Source organism: Mesobacillus maritimus (genome assembly GCF_019749255.1).
In the GTDB taxonomy this organism is placed as follows: Bacteria; Bacillota; Bacilli; order Bacillales; family Cytobacillaceae; genus Mesobacillus_B; species Mesobacillus_B maritimus_A.
Genome location: NZ_JACWFH010000031.1, coordinates 64711 through 83302 on the forward strand (window position 1 = coordinate 64711; position 18592 = coordinate 83302).

The 18592-nt window shown below is 39.3% G+C and carries 17 protein-coding genes; 13 read left to right on the top strand and 4 right to left on the bottom strand.

Features of this window, described 5'->3' with window-relative positions; all coding sequences use genetic code 11:
* Positions 1-201: 201 nt before the first annotated feature.
* The 3 genes from H0185_RS19810 (at position 202) to H0185_RS19820 (ending at position 2696) form a co-directional block, all read left to right on the top strand.
* Positions 202-882 carry a metal-dependent hydrolase gene (locus H0185_RS19810; RefSeq protein WP_221875228.1) on the top strand — a complete coding sequence of 227 codons (681 nt, stop codon included), beginning with the start codon at positions 202-204 and terminating at the stop codon, positions 880-882.
* Between the two features lie 126 nt (positions 883-1008).
* Complete coding sequence (locus tag H0185_RS19815) at positions 1009-1251, top strand: hypothetical protein (RefSeq protein ID WP_221875229.1); 243 nt, start codon at positions 1009-1011, stop codon at positions 1249-1251.
* Positions 1252-1376: 125 nt separating this feature from the next.
* Entirely contained in the window at positions 1377-2696 is a 1320-nt protein-coding gene (locus H0185_RS19820) for a CBS domain-containing protein (RefSeq protein WP_221875230.1), read from the top strand.
* Between the two features lie 180 nt (positions 2697-2876).
* Here H0185_RS19820 and H0185_RS19825 read toward each other — a convergent pair whose 3' ends face one another.
* Entirely contained in the window at positions 2877-3185 is a 309-nt protein-coding gene (locus tag H0185_RS19825; RefSeq protein ID WP_221875231.1) for a YtpI family protein, read from the bottom strand.
* 140 nt (positions 3186-3325) lie between these two features.
* Between H0185_RS19825 and H0185_RS19830 the strand changes: the two genes are divergently transcribed.
* On the top strand, positions 3326-4258 hold the full coding sequence (locus H0185_RS19830; protein ID WP_221875232.1) for a DHH family phosphoesterase: 933 nt from the start codon (positions 3326-3328) through the stop codon (positions 4256-4258).
* A gap of 118 nt (positions 4259-4376) precedes the next feature.
* Here the strand turns inward: H0185_RS19830 and ytrI are convergent, their stop codons facing one another.
* Together ytrI and ytrH are read right to left on the bottom strand one after the other, a co-directional pair.
* Positions 4377-4880 (bottom strand): sporulation membrane protein YtrI, encoded by a 504-nt coding sequence (gene ytrI, locus H0185_RS19835; RefSeq protein WP_221875233.1) that lies wholly within the window; start codon positions 4878-4880, stop codon positions 4377-4379.
* Position 4881: 1 nt separating this feature from the next.
* Positions 4882-5211 (bottom strand): sporulation membrane protein YtrH, encoded by a 330-nt coding sequence (gene ytrH / locus H0185_RS19840; protein WP_221875234.1) that lies wholly within the window; start codon positions 5209-5211, stop codon positions 4882-4884.
* A 237-nt stretch (positions 5212-5448) separates the two neighbouring features.
* Here ytrH and dnaE point away from each other — a divergent pair, with 237 nt between their 5' ends.
* The 8 genes from dnaE (at position 5449) to H0185_RS19880 (ending at position 16381) form a co-directional block, all read left to right on the top strand.
* Positions 5449-8808, top strand: a complete 3360-nt coding sequence (dnaE, locus tag H0185_RS19845; protein WP_221875235.1) for a DNA polymerase III subunit alpha — start codon at positions 5449-5451, stop codon at positions 8806-8808.
* A 119-nt stretch (positions 8809-8927) separates the two neighbouring features.
* Complete coding sequence (gene ystJ, locus H0185_RS19850; RefSeq protein ID WP_221875236.1) at positions 8928-10166, top strand: NADP-dependent malic enzyme; 1239 nt, start codon at positions 8928-8930, stop codon at positions 10164-10166.
* A 9-nt stretch (positions 10167-10175) separates the two neighbouring features.
* On the top strand, positions 10176-10805 hold the full coding sequence (locus H0185_RS19855) for a FadR/GntR family transcriptional regulator (RefSeq protein ID WP_221875343.1): 630 nt from the start codon (positions 10176-10178) through the stop codon (positions 10803-10805).
* Positions 10806-11027: 222 nt separating this feature from the next.
* Positions 11028-11906 (top strand): acetyl-CoA carboxylase, carboxyltransferase subunit beta, encoded by an 879-nt coding sequence (gene accD, locus H0185_RS19860; RefSeq protein ID WP_221875237.1) that lies wholly within the window; start codon positions 11028-11030, stop codon positions 11904-11906.
* Positions 11891-12868 (top strand): acetyl-CoA carboxylase carboxyl transferase subunit alpha, encoded by a 978-nt coding sequence (gene accA, locus H0185_RS19865; protein WP_221875238.1) that lies wholly within the window; start codon positions 11891-11893, stop codon positions 12866-12868. The genes accD and accA overlap by 16 nt, the downstream gene beginning before the upstream one ends.
* 240 nt (positions 12869-13108) lie before the next feature.
* A complete protein-coding gene (pfkA, locus tag H0185_RS19870) occupies positions 13109-14068 on the top strand; it encodes a 6-phosphofructokinase (protein WP_221875239.1) in 960 nt (319 codons plus the stop codon).
* A gap of 33 nt (positions 14069-14101) precedes the next feature.
* Entirely contained in the window at positions 14102-15862 is a 1761-nt protein-coding gene (gene pyk, locus H0185_RS19875; protein ID WP_221875240.1) for a pyruvate kinase, read from the top strand.
* A 132-nt stretch (positions 15863-15994) separates the two neighbouring features.
* Complete coding sequence (locus H0185_RS19880) at positions 15995-16381, top strand: FxsA family protein (protein ID WP_221875241.1); 387 nt, start codon at positions 15995-15997, stop codon at positions 16379-16381.
* 20 nt (positions 16382-16401) lie between these two features.
* Here H0185_RS19880 and ytvI read toward each other — a convergent pair whose 3' ends face one another.
* A complete protein-coding gene (gene ytvI / locus H0185_RS19885; protein ID WP_221875242.1) occupies positions 16402-17526 on the bottom strand; it encodes a sporulation integral membrane protein YtvI in 1125 nt (374 codons plus the stop codon).
* Positions 17527-17692: 166 nt separating this feature from the next.
* Between ytvI and H0185_RS19890 the strand changes: the two genes are divergently transcribed.
* Positions 17693-18154, top strand: a complete 462-nt coding sequence (locus H0185_RS19890) for a DUF441 domain-containing protein (RefSeq protein ID WP_221875243.1) — start codon at positions 17693-17695, stop codon at positions 18152-18154.
* Positions 18155-18592 lie beyond the last annotated feature (438 nt).

Genomic DNA, 18592 nt, shown 5'->3' on the forward strand with positions numbered 1-18592 from the left:
TTATGAACAAGTCCTTTGTGAAGAAATCAACACTAAGTTTACCAATGCCTCTGACTTTATTAAGGGAGGCTCCAAATAGAGACTATCAAACGAGAAGAGAAAAAGAAACTTTTAACGATGAAAATTGGGTATATAAGAAAAGGATTTATATAAGAATTGTAGAAGTAACTTACTTAGGAGAATGGGAAGGAGAGATGAAGTTTGAAATTATCGTATCACGGTCATTCTGTTGTAAAAGTTGAAACAGGTGGAAAGACAATTCTGTTTGATCCCTTTATTACCGGGAACGAGCTCACTGACCTTAAAGTGAGTGAAGTGAAAGTGGATGTCATCATTTTAACGCATGCTCATAATGATCACGTCGGGGATACAGTAGAACTCGCCAAAAAAAATAACGCCTTAGTCATTACCAATGCAGATTTGGCTACCTATCTCGGGTGGCAAGGTATTCGTACCCATGGAATGAATATTGGTGGGGCTTATGAATTTGATTTTGGAAAAGTGAAAATGACTCAAGCCTTCCATGGCTCTGGTTATACAACTGCTGACCAACAAATCATTTATGGAGGTATGCCGGCAGGAGTATTATTATTTGCTGAAGGAAAAACAGTTTACCATGCAGGTGATACTGGGTTGTTCTCAGATATGAAGTTAATTGGGGAGCTTCATCCGATTGACCTTGCCTTTTTGCCAATTGGAGATAATTTTACAATGGGACCTGAGGATGCGGCGATTGCTGCCGAATTCCTTCAAGCTAAACAGGTAGTACCCATCCATTTTAATACGTTCCCTCCAATTAAACAGGACCCACAAAAATTTATTGGGCTTCTAAAAGAACAAAAAGGTCGAGTACTTCAACCAGGAGAGGAAATTGAATTATAATAAGGGACTGCTGCCTTCATTTATAGGTAGCAGTTTTTTTATCTTTTCATATTCATAGGGGAAAGATTAATGTTTTAAATGTTTTCGCATAAACATAGAACAAGCTATTAAATAGGGGGGAAGATAATGAATAAAAACCGCTATCTACTATACTTGTTGCTATGTGGATTGATGCTTTACTATGCCTTACCACGAATCTCTTTTGAATCGCTCGGACTCGAAAGTTTGTTTGCGGGAGCATGGTTGTTATTTGCGTTATTTGTTATTGCGGGAAATCTATCGGCTTTTCTTTATACACCTAAAAAACAAAAGGTGGCAAAGCTGGGAGTTGAGACTAAGCCTAGAAGAAGCCGTGGACTATCTAATTAAAATGAAAAGTTATGAAAAACAGCTTAGATAAGCCAAGTATACAATTGAATCAAGACTTTTTTCACTTTATAATAAAGTATGGAACTTATTTTCGTACGGTATTACTTTGATAAAGGGTGAAAGTCTTGGCAACTAAGCATGAACAAATTTTACAATATATTGATGAACTCCCGATTGGAGAAAAAATTTCGGTCCGTCAGATCGCCAAGGCAATGAGTGTAAGTGAGGGAACTGCATACAGGGCTATTAAGGATGCCGAGAATAAAGGCTATGTAAGTACAATTGAACGAGTCGGTACGATTAGGATTGAAAAGAAAAAGAAAGAAAATATTGAGAAACTGACTTTTGCTGAAGTCGTTAATATTGTTGACGGTCAAGTACTAGGAGGTAGGGGAGGTCTACATAAGACCTTAAATAAATTTGTTATTGGTGCCATGAAACTTGAAGCCATGATGAGATATACGGGTGCTGGCAACCTATTAATTGTCGGGAACCGTGATAAAGCCCATGAACAAGCGCTTAGAGCTGGCGCTGCTGTGTTAATAACGGGTGGCTTTGATACGGAAGATAGTGTTAAGAAGCTTGCCGATGAATTACAGCTACCGATTATATCTAGCAGTTATGACACGTTTACAGTGGCAACGATGATCAACAGAGCGATTTATGACCAGTTGATTAAAAAAGAAATCGTTTTAGTAGAAGATATTCTTACCCCAATTACAGAGACTGCCTATCTTAAGACCGATGATTCGGTGGCGGATTGGTATAGGTATAAAGAAGAGACTAGACACAGTCGCTTTCCTGTTGTTGACCGAAATATGAAGGTTCAGGGAATGATTACATCTAAAGATATCATGGGGGATAATTTGGATGCCCCGATTGAAAAGGTTATGACGAGACAACCAATGACTGTTAGTGGAAAGACGAGTGTTGCTTCATCTGCGCATATGATGGTGTGGGAAGGAATTGAGGTGCTTCCTGTTGTAGACGATTCAAATCGTCTCGTAGGGATAATCAGTAGGCAGGATGTACTGAAGGCACTCCAAATGATTCAACGTCAACCGCAGGTAGGAGATACATTAGATGACGCTGTGACAAGTCAAATGATTGTAACTCGAGGAAAAACGAAAGATGAAGATAGTTTCCGCTGCACTGTAACCCCGCAAATGACCAATCATATTGGAACCATTTCTTATGGGGTATTTACAACCTTAGTGTCTGAAGCAGCAAATCGTATTTTAAGAGGCTATAAAAAAGGCGACCTCGTTGTTGAAAACATGACCATTTATTTTTTAAAGCCAGTTCAAATTGATAGCGTCCTTGAGATTTATCCAAGAGTCCTTGAAGTAGGAAGAAAGTTTGGAAAAGTAGATGTAGAAGTATACAACGATGGAGTTCTTGTTGGCAAGGCCATGATGGTATGTCAGCTAATTGATAGACAATAAGAAAAGCGGAGGCGACTGCCCAGGGACGACAAGCATAAGACGCGCCCTTTAAGAAGGTGCTTTTTACCTTCTTACAGGGAGTGGCTTATGTCTCGAGTCCCTAGGAGCCGCAGCTAGATAAAAAAGAAGCCAGACCATTGGTCGGCTTCTTTCACAATCAGCTTAGCAGAAATGCTTTTCTCATAAATGGCTATTAGCTTCGTCTGCTTCTTGAATGGCAAAAGGAAGATAATGTTTATACCTCTTAAAACCTGAAACAGCATTTAAAGCACCCAGTAGAATAAATAAACCAGAAATGATATATGTTATAGTTGTTTGAAATAAAAATAATTGATTCATTCCGAACAAGGCTACGAAAAGTCCTAAAGCAATACTTGACTTAGTAGATAACCATTTTCGCTCAATAGGTCGTGAACTTCGTACGTATTTAATTTTGTAGAATACATACATGGCAAAAGAGACAACAATCAAGAAAACTAGTAAAGGCATAGATATTTCCTCCATTATAAAATCTTCATTTTATTTTAACGTTATTTGTTCCAAATTACTATAATATCACTATTTCTTTTTATTTTTTAAATTCTATGATTAGATTGAAGGTAATGAGAATACTTTTAAAGGAGAATAGGATGAAAGAGCAAATATTGAGTGAAATCGAAAAATACGAGACCATTATTGTTCATCGACATGTTCGTCCGGATCCGGATGCATACGGATCACAAGGAGGACTTGTTGAAGTAATCAAAGAATCATTCCCGGAGAAGAAGGTTTATGCCGTAGGAAAAGAAGAACAGTCCCTCCATTATATGAAGAGGCTCGATACGATTTCTGACGAAGTCTATCAAGGTGCCCTTGTTATCGTTTGCGACACAGCTAACCAAGAACGGATTTGCGATAAACGATACAATTTTGGCGATAAATTAATTAAAATTGACCATCATCCAAACGAAGATCCATATGGTGATCTTGTTTGGGTAGACACAAGTGCAAGCTCGACTAGCGAAATGATTTATGAGTTTTATTTAGCATTTAAAGGTCGTGGTCTGAAATTATCTGATGAAGCGGCACGATTACTCTTTGCCGGAATTGTTGGGGATACTGGAAGATTCATATATCCAAGTACAACTGATAAAACTTTTGCTTATGCGGGAGAATTAATCCATTATAACTTTTCGCGAACAGAACTGTTTGACCAAATGTATGAGCTCGATACCAATGTGGTGAAACTGAAGGGCTATGTGCTGCAAAACTTTGAAGTCCTAGCTAACGGAGCTGCTTCTGTTACATTGAATAAAGAGCTTTTACAAGAATTTCGTGTCAAGCCAGCAGATGCGTCGCTGTTAGTTAGCGAACTAGGGTCGGTAAAAGGAATTAAGGCATGGGTATTCTTTATTGAGGAAGACGATCAGATTCGAGTAAGATTACGCTCTAAGGGGCCTATCATAAATGTACTTGCCCGCAAATATCGTGGAGGCGGTCATCCACTTGCCTCAGGTGCTTCCATTTACTCATGGAACGAAGCTAAAAACGTAGTTAATGATTTAATTGAGCTATGTAAATAAAAAAAGCGGGAGCCTCCTGTTCAACGGTGCAGGGTCTGGTGCTAGACAATATTCTAAGTCAAAACTTATATATTTTCTCTTCTAATAAAAAAAGGAAGGCCCTGTATTCGAGGGCCTTCTATTCGTCTAATTGTAGTTGGAGCTGGAGGTTGACGGTGGTATAGACAAATGTTGAAGTGGTCTTGAGCCGATAGCGTTTGCCGTTAAGACGAATCACTTTGTTTTTAATAATCTTTGAAATTAAATCTCTGCTTTTATAGACGAATTCTAAGTCCTTGGCTAAGAAATAATTAAGATCTTCCTTGATATCCTCCTCGGCCTGGTAAACTGCGAGGGAATCAAGGTCATATTTTTCGCCGTTTGTAATCTTAACTTTTATATCTTGAATTGTCAGCTGTTTAAGATTTTTCTCGTTAAGCGCTTTATAATCCTCTTGCCAAATTTTAACATTGTTCTTTTCTGTCTCAAGATCACTTTTTAGTTTATTTATCTGTGCTGACTTATCCTCTAAAATGACCCCATTCATATATAGAAAAATACACCAGCTTAAACAGGCACCAATGGCCATCCCTGAGAAAAAACGTTGCCAGGAGGGTTTTCGATAATAGGGTGGGATTCGCATGTTAAATATGCTCCAATGTTAACCATTTAATTATCGTTGCCCCAGTCTGAGCTCCTCCCATTGCCGATAGAATTAGTAAAAATTGCTTGAATATATCTTTGGTCTCGCCATCCATTAAGCCCCGCTCAAAGCTATATACGGTGTCAAAGGTACCCCCAATTGCCGCTATGATTGCCCAAATCCTAATTAATTCTGAAATCCGAGAAACCTGAGTGAGCAAGGGTTGTCCTGTTAAGAAAGAAGCAAGTCCTCCTATCAGTGATCCACCAAGGAGAACACCGAGTGCAATGAAGTAACTCTCAAATAAGTGTGAAATAAATGGTTGATTCATATAATAGACCCCTTTGGGAAGTAATCTCTTCATTAAATCGTATGGACAAACTTGGCCAAATATGATGGCTCTTTTTCTTAAATAGGTACTTTTGAGATAAAATGCGAAGAAATTGTTATGTTTCTCAGTCAAATAACATTAAGATTAAACTCAGTAGTGAAAAAAGGAGAACATATTTTCTTTTTTTTACGCAAGCCATATAATATAAGAAGATAAACCTTTAAGGAGGTGATTCCGTTGTCTTATCTACATTTACAAGTACACAGTGCTTATAGTCTCTTAACAAGCACGATTAAAATAGACGAACTTGTTTCAAGTGCAAAAGAAAAGGGGTTTCCGGCAATCGCTCTTACAGACCGAAATGTCATGTATGGAACCATTGCTTTTTATAAAGAATGTCTACGGAATTCGATAAAACCAATTATTGGACTGACTGTTGATATTTTAGGAATAGATGAAGAGAAGGTAGGACCACTTGTCCTGCTTGCCTCGAATAACCAAGGATTTCAAAATCTAATTAAAATTACGAGTGCAGTTCAAACAAAATCACCTGAGGGAATACCAGTAAAGTGGCTACGACATTATGCAGCAGGAGTATACGCATTTACTCCAGGGATTGAAGGGGAAATTGAACAAAGCTTATTAAAAGGTGAGCGCGAGCGGGCAACCCAGCTAGCGAATCTCTTCTCCGAAATCTTTGGAAAGAACCACTTTTTCCTTTCCTTGCAAAATCAAGGTGTGACTGGACAGGTTGATTTGGTGGAACAAATAGCAGCTCTTTCAGGGGAGACGGGAATCCAACTAGTTGCTGCTAATAGTGTTCATTATCTAAAACCCGAGGATTCCTTTGCACAAGAATGTTTGCTTGCTATGAAAAATGGTCATAAACTTCAAGATGATGACCGCAGTAAATTAGGGAGCGATCAATTCTATTTAAAAACCTCTGAAGAAATGATTGAGTTATTTTCAGAATATCCAAGTGCTTTAGAGAACACGTTGAAGATAAGTGAAGACTGCAATGTAATGATTGATTTACAAACGAAGCATTTGCCCAAATATCCTGTGTCAGAGGGACAGACGGCTGACAAATTACTTGAGCAACTTTGTTTTTCTGGATTAACCAATCGATATCCCAATCCTTCCAATGAACATATTCGTCGATTAAAGTACGAACTTTCGGTGATAAAAAAGATGAAATTCAGCGATTACTTTTTAATTGTCTGGGATTTCATGAAGTTTGCTAGAGATAGGGGGATACTAACAGGCCCAGGGCGAGGCTCAGCAGCAGGATCGATTGTAGCCTATGCCTTGTATATCACAGATGTGGATCCAATTGGTCATCAATTATTATTTGAACGCTTTCTAAATCCTGAAAGAATTTCTATGCCCGATATCGATATTGATTTTCCAGATCATCGCCGAGATGAAATGATTGAATATGTTGCCAATAAATATGGAGAGTTACATGTTGCTCAAATTATTACTTTTGGAACCCTTGCAGCAAAAGCTGCTGCTAGGGACGTGGGCAGGGTCTTTGGTTTAAACACAAAGGAATTAGACAGGCTTTCAAGGTTAATTCCTTCTCGCCTAGGCGTAACACTCGATGAGGCTTACAAAGAGTCAGATCATTTAAGAAAGTTTGTCAATGAATCAGACTTGAATCAAAGGTTATTTCAGACTGCAGTCAAGCTCGAAGGACTCCCGCGTCATACGTCCACACATGCTGCAGGTGTCGTCATAAGTGAAAGACCACTGACGGATTTAATTCCAATCCAAACTGGCCATGGGAACATTCTTCTAACACAATACTCAATGGAACATCTTGAAGAAGCAGGCTTATTAAAAATGGATTTTCTCGGGTTGAGAAATTTAACGTTAATTGAGTCTATACTCACATCAATCCATAGAAAAACGGGGCAGAGAGTTGACATACGGAAGATTCCCCTCGAAGATAAACAAACCTTTGAACTGTTAAGTACCGGCGATACTACTGGTGTCTTTCAATTGGAATCTGAAGGGATGAGAAAGGTCTTACTCAGACTCAAACCCTCCAGGTTTGAGGATATTGTTGCGGTAAATGCCCTTTATCGACCAGGCCCAATGGAAAATATTCCTTTGTTTACCAACAGGAAACACGGGATAGAGTCAATCGAATATCCTCATCCGGATTTGAAAGGGATTTTAGAGAATACGTACGGTGTCATTGTCTACCAAGAGCAAATTATGCAAATTGCCTCTACATTGGCTGGTTTTTCGCTTGGAGAAGCCGATTTGCTTCGCCGTGCAGTGAGCAAAAAGAAGAAGGTAGTATTAGATAAAGAGCGAACTCATTTTGTTGAGGGGGCCTTAAGAAAAGGCTATGAGCGGGAAACAGCGAATCAAATCTATGATTTAATCGTTCGATTTGCCAACTACGGTTTCAATCGAAGTCATGCTGTGGCATACAGCTTTATTGCTTATCAGCTTGCTTATCTTAAAGCGCATTACCCATTATTTTTTCATGCGGCCCTTATGACTTCGTCAATTGGGAATGAAGCAAAAATATCGCAGTATGCAAGAGAGCTTACTTATAAGGGGATTACGCTTCTCCCCCCTTCGATTAATAAGAGTCAGTTTAGTTTTCAAGCAGAAGGAAAATCCATTCGCTATAGCCTTGCAGCAATTAAAGGGGTAGGAGCAGTGGCCTTGAAAGAAATCTTTCAGGTAAGAAAGCAGAAACCTTTTGCAGACCTTTTTGACTTTTGTCTTCGGGTACCTCAAAAGGCTATAAATAGAAAAACAATGGAAGCACTTGTTCATTCTGGAGCTTTTGATGAATTTGGACATGATCGCGCCACCCTGCTTGCGACGCTGGATGTTGCAGCCGAACATGCCCAACTGATGGCTCCTGAAGATACAGGGCAATTCGGCTTATTTTTCGATAATGAATTCGACCTAAAACCTAAATATGTTACGGTGGACCCCTTGAGAGTAGAAGACAAGCTTTCTTTTGAAAAGGAAGTACTGGGCATCTACCTTTCCACGCACCCCATATCGGTAAAAAAGAAAGAGCTAACCGAAGCAGGAGCTCGTCTGATGGCGAGCTATCGGGCGGGAGAAAAAGCTAGAGTAGGTGTCTACATCACCGATACAAAAATGATTCGGACAAAAAAAGGTGAAGCCATGGCGTTTTTAACTCTAAGTGATCCTAGCGGAGAAATAGAGGCAGTTGCATTTCCATTAGTATATAAACGCTCTGGTCACCTCTTGAATCAAGGTGAAGTTGTACTACTTGATGGCAAAATGGAAGAACGAGACGGGAAGAGCCAATTCATTATTCAAAATGTCCTTGATATCCAAATGGCTATTAAGGAAAAAAGGCAAAGGTCAGCAACCTTATTTTTAAAGATTGATGCCAATGATCAAAAAACAGACAGGTTGAATGAGCTAAAAGAAATCCTTAAAAAACATCCTGGAACTATTCCAGTCATCCTACACTATGCTGAGTTAGAAAAGACAGTACTATTGAGTAAAGAATATAAGGTGAATGGGACAGAAAGTTGTTTAAATGATCTTCTGATTTTTCTAGGAGAAAAAAAGGTAGTCCTAAAGAAATAGACCTTTACAAGTCTCTGGAATGTGTTATATTGGTAAAAAGAAAATGTGGTCTGACCACCTAAAGATTTTTGACTTGCACAATGAGGACCTCTTTTAATTAGAAAAGGGAGTGGACTTAGTTGAATTTAAGAGAAGAAGCACTGCATATGCACAGAGAGAACAAAGGGAAGCTAGAATCAAAGTCGAAGGTTCCTGTTAAAACGGCAAGAGATTTAAGCCTTGCTTATTCTCCTGGAGTAGCAGAACCATGTAAGGAAATCTATGATAAGCCTGAAACCGTATATGACTATACGATGAAGGGGAATATGGTTGCCATCGTATCAGATGGAACAGCAGTGCTAGGATTAGGTAATATTGGACCGGAAGCTTCACTACCAGTCATGGAAGGAAAAGCTGTATTATTTAAAAGTTTTGCTGGGGTAGACGCATTCCCAATCTGCCTTAACACAACGGACATTGACAAAATTGTAGAGACTGTCAAATTGCTGGAGCCGACTTTCGGAGGGGTAAATCTTGAAGATATTGCCGCCCCAAACTGTTTTGAAATAGAAGAACGGTTAAAGAAGGAAACCAATATACCTGTATTTCATGATGACCAGCATGGGACAGCCATTGTTACGGTAGCCGGTCTTGTCAATGCATTAAAGATTGTTGGCAAGAAAATGACCGAAATTAAGGTAGTAGCCAATGGTGCAGGTGCTGCAGGAATTGCGATTATTAAGCTTCTTTATTCCTATGGTGTTCGCGACATTATTATGTGTGACACTAAGGGAGCAATCTACGAGGGGCGTCCTACAGGCATGAATAACATTAAAGCCGAAGTAGCTAAATATACAAACAGAAATAATGTGCAAGGAAGTCTTTCAGACGCAATTGTTGGAGCTGATGTATTTATCGGCGTTTCAGCTGCTGGAGCCTTAACAGCTGAAATGATAAAGACCATGAACTCAGATCCAATTGTATTTGCTATGGCGAATCCAAATCCGGAGATTATGCCAGATGAGGCGAAGGCTGCAGGAGTTAAAGTAATTGGAACAGGTCGTTCTGACTTCCCTAACCAAGTAAATAATGTCCTAGCTTTTCCCGGGATTTTCCGCGGAGCTTTAGATGCCCGCGCAACTCATATCAATGAAAAGATGAAGGTTGCTGCTGTCGAAGCGATAGCAGGATTGATTAGCGAAGAAGAGTTGTCAAGTGAATATGTCATACCTGGACCTTTTGACCCGAGAGTTGCGCCGGAAGTTGCTTCTGCTGTAGCAAGGGCTGCGATGGAAACAGGTGTGGCGAGGATAAAGATTGATCCTGATGAAGTGAAACAACGGACAAGAAGGCTCTCAATCATTGAAAAAAGTGAGTGATAGATGTTGATGAGCCCAAATGAGCAGTCTAAAAAAGTATATATAGAAATTGTCAGACAGCTTCGAGAAATCATTGAGAAAGATGGATTAAAGGCTGGTGACAAAATTCCTTCTGAACGGGAATTATCGGAGCGTCTCAATGCGGGACGCTCCTCTGTTCGGGAGGCATTGCGAGCATTGGAGTTGCTAGGATTAATTGAAACAAGACGCGGCGAAGGGACATATATTAGGGATTTTCGCGGCAATCAACTTGTTCAGTTACTAAGTACCTTTATATTGCAAGATAAAAAAGCGATTCAGGACGTAGTTGAAACCAAGCATATGATTGAACTCGACTGCCTTCAGCTTGCACTCTCTAAACGTTCTAAAAATGATTTTCAACGTTTAAAACAGTGGACGATTGAACATAACGTTGAGGATATTGATTTTTTTACAAGAATTGTTGACTTAGCAGATAATCATCTAATATATAGAATTTGGAAAATATTAGTAGACTACTATCGTTCTCTAAATAGAAATGATTTCCATAAGCCGACAAAAGAGCGATATCTTGAACTAGCTGAAGCATTGGAAAAGGGCGATGAGGAATGGGTCCTCAATGCATACAGGATATTACGTAATTTGTCGGATGAATCATGACAATATTCAACAGAATTCACCTCCCGGGTGTTTTATAGTAAAGGACAGACTTATAAAACGGGATTTCGGGCATGTTTATGTATTCTCTAGTGGTCTGGCCACTTTTCTTGAAACGGTCAGTCATTTAAAAAGGGCTGTTTTCAAGGATTATCTTGAATTTTTCTGCTGTTGATTGGAACGTGATTAACAGTTTAAGCCTTTAAAAATAAGGGAGGTATCACCTTGCTGAAAGAATTATTTACGAAAACAAAGAAAAAGAAATATGCTACCATCCCTTCGGAAACAGCAAAACAGGACGTCCCTGAAGGGATTATGACCAAGTGTCCAAACTGTAAGAAGATCATGTACACGAAGGAACTAGTGAAAACCCTAAAGGTGTGTTTTCATTGCGGATACCATCACCAAATGAATTCCAAGGAGCGGATACAAAGCTTTGTAGATTCAGGAAGTTTTCAGGAATTAAATAAAGGAATGGTTTCCGGGAATCCCTTAAACTTTCCTGTTTATGAAGAGAAACTTGAAAAGGATCGAAAAAAAACACACTTAAACGAAGCAGTTGTAACAGGGGTCGCTGAGATAGGTGGCATGGGAGTTGTTGTGGCAATCATGGATGCCTCTTTCCGTATGGGGAGCATGGGCTCTGTTGTCGGTGAAAAAATCACTTTGGCAATTGAAAAAGCAGACGAGCTCAAGGTGCCATTTATCATCTTCACTGCTTCAGGTGGTGCCAGAATGCAAGAAGGCGTATTAAGTCTAATGCAAATGGCGAAAACAAGCGTTGCTCTAAAAAGGTTTAGTGATCACGGGGGGTTAATTATTTCAATCATGACCCATCCGACTACTGGTGGGGTATCAGCAAGTTTTGCATCTCTAGGTGATTATAATTTTGCAGAACCGGGAGCATTGATTGGATTTGCAGGTAGACGCATTATTGAACAAACGATAAGAGAAGACCTGCCCGAAGATTTCCAAACAGCAGAATTTCTTTTAAAGCACGGTCAACTTGATGCCGTTATTACAAGGCAGGAGTTAAGAGATAGGATCATATCCATTTTGGAAATTCATCAGCCGGGAGGGAGTATCAGTTGGCAGGAGATCTAGAGTTTGAAAAACCAGTCATAGAGTTAAAGAAAAAAATTAATGAGTTAAGAGAATATACAAAGAATACAGAGATGGATTTGTCTTCAGAGATTGAAAAACTTGAGGCCCGTTTAGAGAAAGTAGAAAAGGAAATATATGAAAATATAAAACCCTGGGACCGTGTTTCAATCGCTCGACACCCAGAGCGTCCAACAACACTTGATTATATTTCACTCCTTTTCACTGATTTTTTCGAGTGTCATGGGGATCGATTATTTGGAGATGATGAGGCAATTGTCGGTGGGATTGCGAAGTTTCACGGTTTACCCATCACAGTGATTGGCCACCAGCGGGGAAAAGATACAAAGGAAAATATTCGACGAAACTTTGGGATGCCCCATCCAGAGGGATACCGAAAAGCATTAAGGCTTATGAAGCAAGCTGAAAAATTTAAACGCCCAATTATTTGCTTTATTGATACCAAGGGCGCATATCCAGGGAAAGCTGCTGAAGAAAGAGGACAAAGTGAGGCTATCGCTCGTAATCTATTTGAGATGGCAGGACTGAAAGTGCCGGTTATTTGTATTGTGATTGGTGAAGGAGGAAGTGGGGGAGCACTTGCCCTTGGAGTAGGAAACCATGTTCATATGCTCGAGAACTCTACTTACTCTGTAATTTCCCCCGAAGGTGCAGCTTCTATTCTTTGGCGCGATGCTTCGCTTGCAAAAAAAGCAGCTGAGTCCATGAAAATTACTGCGCCAGATTTAAAGGAGTTAGGGATTATTGATGAGATAATATCTGAAGCCCGGGGTGGTGCACATCGGGATGTAAATCAGCAGGCAGGGGAAATCAATAGGGTGCTGAAAGCTTCATTGAAAGAACTTTCTTGTCTATCAGAAGAAGAGTTAGTAGACCACCGTTATAAAAAGTATAAATTGATTGGAGAATATACGTCATTAAATGAGTATATCGGGGTAAATTAAGAACGTGCAACGGCACGTTCTTTTTCCTTTTAAAAAGCTGTATCGAAAGAGTTTTTTGTATATTAAGCGTTTCCATTAAATTTATTATTCTGTCTTTATGAGTATTTTACGTCAAATGTTGTGATAGGCTATTCTTCATGGTATTTTAAAAATATTGATGTTGTGAATTGAAACCAACCTAGGGCTAAATTGGTAATGATTCACAGTTATAAATACATAAAAGTAAAGAGGTGATAGACTATGAAACGAATTGGTGTCTTAACAAGTGGCGGAGATGCCCCTGGAATGAATGCCGCAGTACGTGCAGTAGTCAGAAAAGCTATTTACCATAATATAGAAGTATATGGCGTTATTGGTGGGTATGCAGGCTTGATGAGTGGAAACATTAAACAGCTAGAACTAGGTTCGGTGGGAGATATTATCCATCGTGGCGGAACATTCCTACAATCCGCCCGAAGTGAAGAATTTAAGACCAGAGAAGGGCAACAAAAAGGAATTGAACAATTAAAGAAACATGGCATTGATGGTCTCGTAGTGATTGGCGGAGATGGATCATATAGAGGCGCAAAGGCTTTGACTGAACAGGGCTTCCCTTGTGTTGGGGTTCCAGGTACCATCGATAACGATATTTCAGGAACTGAATTTACAATAGGGTTCGATACGGCATTGAATACTGTTATTGACGCGATCGATAAAATTAGAGATACCGCTTCCTCCCATGAAAGAACGTTTATCATTGAAGTGATGGGCAGAAATGCTGGAGATATCGCTTTATGGTCAGGGCTAGCAGGTGGTGCTGAGACGATTTTGATTCCGGAAGCAGAGCAAGACATCAAGGAAATTGCTCAGCGTCTGAAAAGCGGTCAGGAGCGCGGAAAGAAACACAGTATTATTATTGTAGCTGAAGGTGTAATGAGTGGCTATGAGGCAGGTAAACAAATCAAGCAGGAAACAGACATGGATACAAGGGTAACTGTATTAGGTCATGTCCAACGTGGAGGGTCTCCTACCGTGACAGACCGCGTACTGGCTAGTAGACTTGGAGCAAGGGCAGTTGAGCTTTTATTGGAAAATAAAGGCGGTCGAGCTGTTGGTATCGAAAAGAATGAGTTGGTTGATTATGATATCATTGAGGCACTATCTAAGCCTCATAATCTTGATATGAATTTGTATAAGCTCTCTAAAGAACTATCAATATAAAAGCAACAGTTAAATCAGGAGGTCACATTATTTATGCGTAAAACTAAGATTGTATGTACCATTGGACCGGCTAGTGAAAGTATTGAAAATTTAACAAGTTTAATGGAAGCGGGCATGAATGTCGCTAGGCTTAACTTTTCTCATGGAGATTTTGAAGAACATGGTGCAAGAATTAAAAACATCCGCGAAGCAGCTAAAAAAACAGGGAAAAATGTTGCAATCCTTCTTGATACGAAAGGTCCAGAAATTCGGACAAACAATATGACTGACGGGGCTCTTGAACTTGAGGCAGGGAAAGAAATTATTGTTTCAATGACCGAGGTTCTTGGTACTACTGAGAAATTTTCAATTACTTACGAACAATTGATTCATGATGTAAAACCTGGCGATAAAATTTTATTAGATGACGGTTTAATCGGACTTGAAGTCCTTGAACTAGATAGGGCAAATGGCGAAATCAAAACAAAGATTTTAAATAGTGGTACATTAAAAAACAAAAAAGGTGTAAATGTTCCAGGTGTATCAGTTCAGCTTCCTGGTATCACAGAAAAAGATGCTAAGGATATTTTGTTCGGAATTGAACAAGGTGTTGATTTTATCGCAGCTTCCTTTGTGCGTAGAGGTTCTGATGTACTAGAAATTCGTGAATTACTGAAAGAAAATAATGCTACATATATTAACATCATTCCTAAAATTGAAAACCAAGAAGGTGTCGATAATATCGATGAAATTCTTGCAGTTTCTGACGGTCTTATGGTTGCACGTGGAGATTTAGGGGTAGAAATTCCTGCGGAAGAAGTTCCATTGGTACAAAAAGAACTAATCAAGAAATGTAACACCCTTGGAAAGCCTGTTATCACAGCTACACAAATGCTTGATTCCATGCAAAGAAATCCTAGACCTACACGTGCAGAAGCAAGTGATGTTGCAAATGCAATCTTTGATGGTACGGATGCAATCATGCTCTCTGGTGAGACAGCTGCAGGGCAATATCCAATTGAAGCTGTTCAAACGATGCACAATATTGCTTCTCGCGCGGAAACAGCTTTAAATCATAAAAATCTTCTTTCACTTCGTAGTAAAACGAATGAGCACAGTATTACGGATGCAATCGGACAATCTGTTGCTCATACTGCTTTAAATCTTGATGTTAAGGCCATCATTACTCCGACTGAAAGTGGTCATACAGCAAGAATGATTTCAAAATATCGTACAAAAGCACCGATTGTTGCTGTGACTTCTAATGATTACGTACAGCGCCGTCTTGCTCTAGTATGGGGTGTATATCCACAACTTGGGAAAAAGGCAAGTACAACAGACGAGATGCTTACCAATGCTGTTGAGGATAGCAAGAATAGCGGATTAGTAAAGAATAGTGACTTAGTTGTCATTACTGCTGGTGTCCCAGTTGGTGAGTCAGGTACAACAAACTTAATGAGAATTCATGTTGTCGGAGATGTTCTTGTTAAGGCGCAAGGAATTGGACGAAAAACTGCTTATGGAAAAGTGGTTCTTGCAAATAATGCCAAAGAAGCTTTAAACAAGGTCCAAGAAGGCAGTATCCTTGTAACGGTCGGTTCTGATCGTGAAATGGTTCCAGCAATTGAAAAATGTGCAGCACTCATCACTCAAGAGGGTGGACTAACGAGCCATGCAGCTGTTGTAGGCTTGAATGTAGGGATTCCAGTAATTGTTGGTGTTGAGAACGTAATGGAAATCTTTAAAGAAGGTCAAGAAATTACTGTAGATGCACAAAGAGGCGTTGTCTATAACGGACATGCTAACGTACTGTAATAAACATAAATAGAGGAACGGGCTAAAAAAAAGCCCGTTCCTTTTTGCAATCCCTGGTCGTTGTAAGGTTGTGTATATGCGATATTTTATGCATATAATAGAGAAACAGACAAGCATGGAGAGGAGAAATTTATGAGGTATCTTTTTTTAGTTATCGTTTTGGTTCCTGCGATTGAGATAGCTATTCTATTGCTAGCCGGACAAACGATAGGAATCTTTCCTACCATTGCATTAATTATCTTCACAGGGATAGTAGGTGCATACTTAGCGAAACAACAGGGTTTGGCTACCATTCGAGATTTTCAAGAACGCTTGCAAAGAGGAAATATGCCTGGAGACGCACTTTTGGATGGGGTGTGTATTCTAGTAGGTGGCACACTTTTGCTTACTCCAGGTTTTGTGACAGACTTAACTGGACTTTTATTGTTAATCCCAGCACCAAGAAAATACTTCAAAATGTGGCTAATGAAATTCTTTAAAAATAGAATGGACAGACGGACGATTACGATTATTCGTTAATTTACTTCCCTTAATAATGGTTACACATTGTGGCTTTCATCCCCTTTGATGAAAGCCCAAAGGTCGTGAAACACATTAGCTCGGTGAAGTGTATTAATGATTACAAGTACTACAGGACCAACAATTAAACCGACAAAGCCCATTAGTTTATAGCCAACAAATAGAGCGATTAACGTAGCTAATGGATCTATCCCAATATTGGATGAAAGAACTTTTGGCTCCATAAGCTGCCTCTGTACTAAAACCACTAAATATAATATCCCTAGACCGATTGCGAGGTGCATCTCGCCAGCCACTGCTTCAAAAATAATCCAAGGTACAAAGATGGCTCCTGTTCCTAAATAAGGAACAATATCCACGAGACCAGTAACAAGGGCAATGGTAATGGCGTAATCGACCTTTAAGATTAATAGACCAATTAATATGGTAATGGCAGTGATAGAAATAAGGGTTACTTGTGCTGTAACAAACCCGAATAGTGCACGTTTTAAATCAGCAAAAACCGTTTTCCCGCTTGCCTTAGCTTTTTTTGGTAAAAAGCGATTACCCATTGTAGAAAGTCTGTACCAATCCTTGCTGATAAAAAAGGTCCCGAGGAGAGAAAAAATGATGACTGTAGCTGCACTTGGGAACCAACCTATAATGGCGGGGATATTTTCAAAAAATCCTTGGATGAAGTTTCCTAAGGTCGTACCAACTTGTGTCCCGACATTTTGGATATTCTCGAGAATGGTATCCTGCTGCCCGGTCTCAAGGTTCATAAAAAGGCCTGAAAGCTGATTGTATAGTGGAATCACTTGGGCAGCAAAGAATATCTCGATATAGGTAATTAATGTTTGAACATGATTTGGTACCACCTTAGAGAGGTATTCAGCTCCTGCAACAATTTCAACGACTAACAACGTGATTAATCCAGCGAATACAGAAAAAATTAGTAACAGTGACAATAGTACTGCGAATCCTCTTGGCAGCCTTGCTTTTTTTTCGAAAAAATTAACGATAGGGTTGAGAAAAAAAGCAATGAGCAATCCGATAATAAATGGATAGGTGACTTTGGATACATAATAGAAAGTGAAAAGGAAGACAATAAAAAGTACGGCAACGAATAAAAATCTTAGGGTTCTATTTACATAGATTGGATTCAAGAATATCCCCTCTCACAATTTGTTTATACAAAGAGTTCGCCAAATGTATGGGAATTCCTCCTCTGTTTGGAAAGGGATAAAGGTGAAGACCAAAGAAAAAAGAAAATTTTGATGAAACTGAATAAACTATGTTACAATAGTAAATACCTCGGAAGGGGCGGAATAAATGGTAGTTGAACCATTTCTCTTTTTAGGATTACTGCTAGTCATTGCCTTGGTTGCGAAAAACCAATCTTTGATTATCGCTGTCAGTGTCCTGTTTGTCCTGAAAATTTTAGGGTTTGATTCAAAGATTTTTTCATATATTCAAGGAAAAGGCATTAACTGGGGAGTAACCATTATAACAATCGCAGTATTAGCTCCAATAGCAAGTGGGGAAATCGGCTTTAAAGATTTAACAGGTGCGTTCAAAACTCCATATGCTTGGATTGCGCTTATTTCTGGAATCCTTGTGGCTCTACTTGCCAAAGGAGGGGTAACGTTACTTGCTGCAGATCCGCATATTACGACAGCACTAGTTCTCGGAACTATTTTGGCTGTATCAATTTTTAAAGGTGTCGCGGTTGGACCTTTAATTGGTGCTGGGATTGCTTACGCAGCGATGAGATTCTTTGAGTTTTTTAAATAGTTTTTGTAAGGGCTCTTTTCTCAAATTTTGGTATTTATTGTGTAGGAACCATGATTAGTAAGCTTAACTTCACAGTGAAAATAGATTTCGAATCATGAGGAAAGGGCTTGCAAACTTACAAAAACGCTCCAAATAACTTATCTTTCGTTAAAATTGGCTTTAGGATATTAGCAGATTACTTCCGAAAACAGACTTTGTGAAATAACAAATTTTCAACGATTTAAGTACTTTTCGTTCACAAAAGTCAGAGAATTGTTTATAATAGGACTTGTAATTATACTTGCTCTTCCTTTCATTGTCGCAAAGCCCATTTAAATGGGTTTTTCATTAAAGGATAATGTAAGCATTTTCTTTTTTGGTCTATTTCTGAGCAAGCGCTCGGTCTATAGTGATACTGGAGAATGGAAAGGCTGACTGTGTATTTGCCAGGTGTTAGGG